The organism is Pseudomonas sp. FSL R10-0399 (genome assembly GCF_009600165.1).
In the GTDB taxonomy this organism is placed as follows: domain Bacteria; phylum Pseudomonadota; class Gammaproteobacteria; order Pseudomonadales; family Pseudomonadaceae; genus Aquipseudomonas; species Aquipseudomonas helleri.
This window is the reverse complement of record NZ_WIWK01000339.1, coordinates 1-273: the sequence shown is the minus strand read 5'-3', so window position 1 is coordinate 273 and position 273 is coordinate 1. Positions and strand designations below refer to the sequence as shown.

1 pseudogene is annotated in these 273 nt (G+C 64.8%); it reads right to left on the bottom strand.

The annotated features are described in order from the left end of the window. Positions 1 to 273 (bottom strand): annotated as a pseudogene (locus tag GHO41_RS29655) (thiol:disulfide interchange protein); the annotation flags it as partial.

The following is a 273-nucleotide window of genomic DNA, read 5'->3' as shown; positions in this document are numbered from 1 at the left end:
GCACGGGCCCACAAGCAAACCCGACAAGGCGCCGAGGATGCCCGCACCCAGCAGGCTGCCGCCTTTGCGACCACGGCCGGCGTTTTCGAGGCGGTCGCGCAAGGCGGCCGGTAACTGCAATTCAAAAAAGCCAAACATCGGCAGCGCCAGCACCACGAACAGGGCGGCAAAGCTTGCGAGCAACCAGGGTTGTTGCAGCAGGGCCTGCAAGTTGGCGCCCAGCAGGGCGGCCAAAACGCCCAAGCCTGCATACACCAGCGCCATGCTCACTAC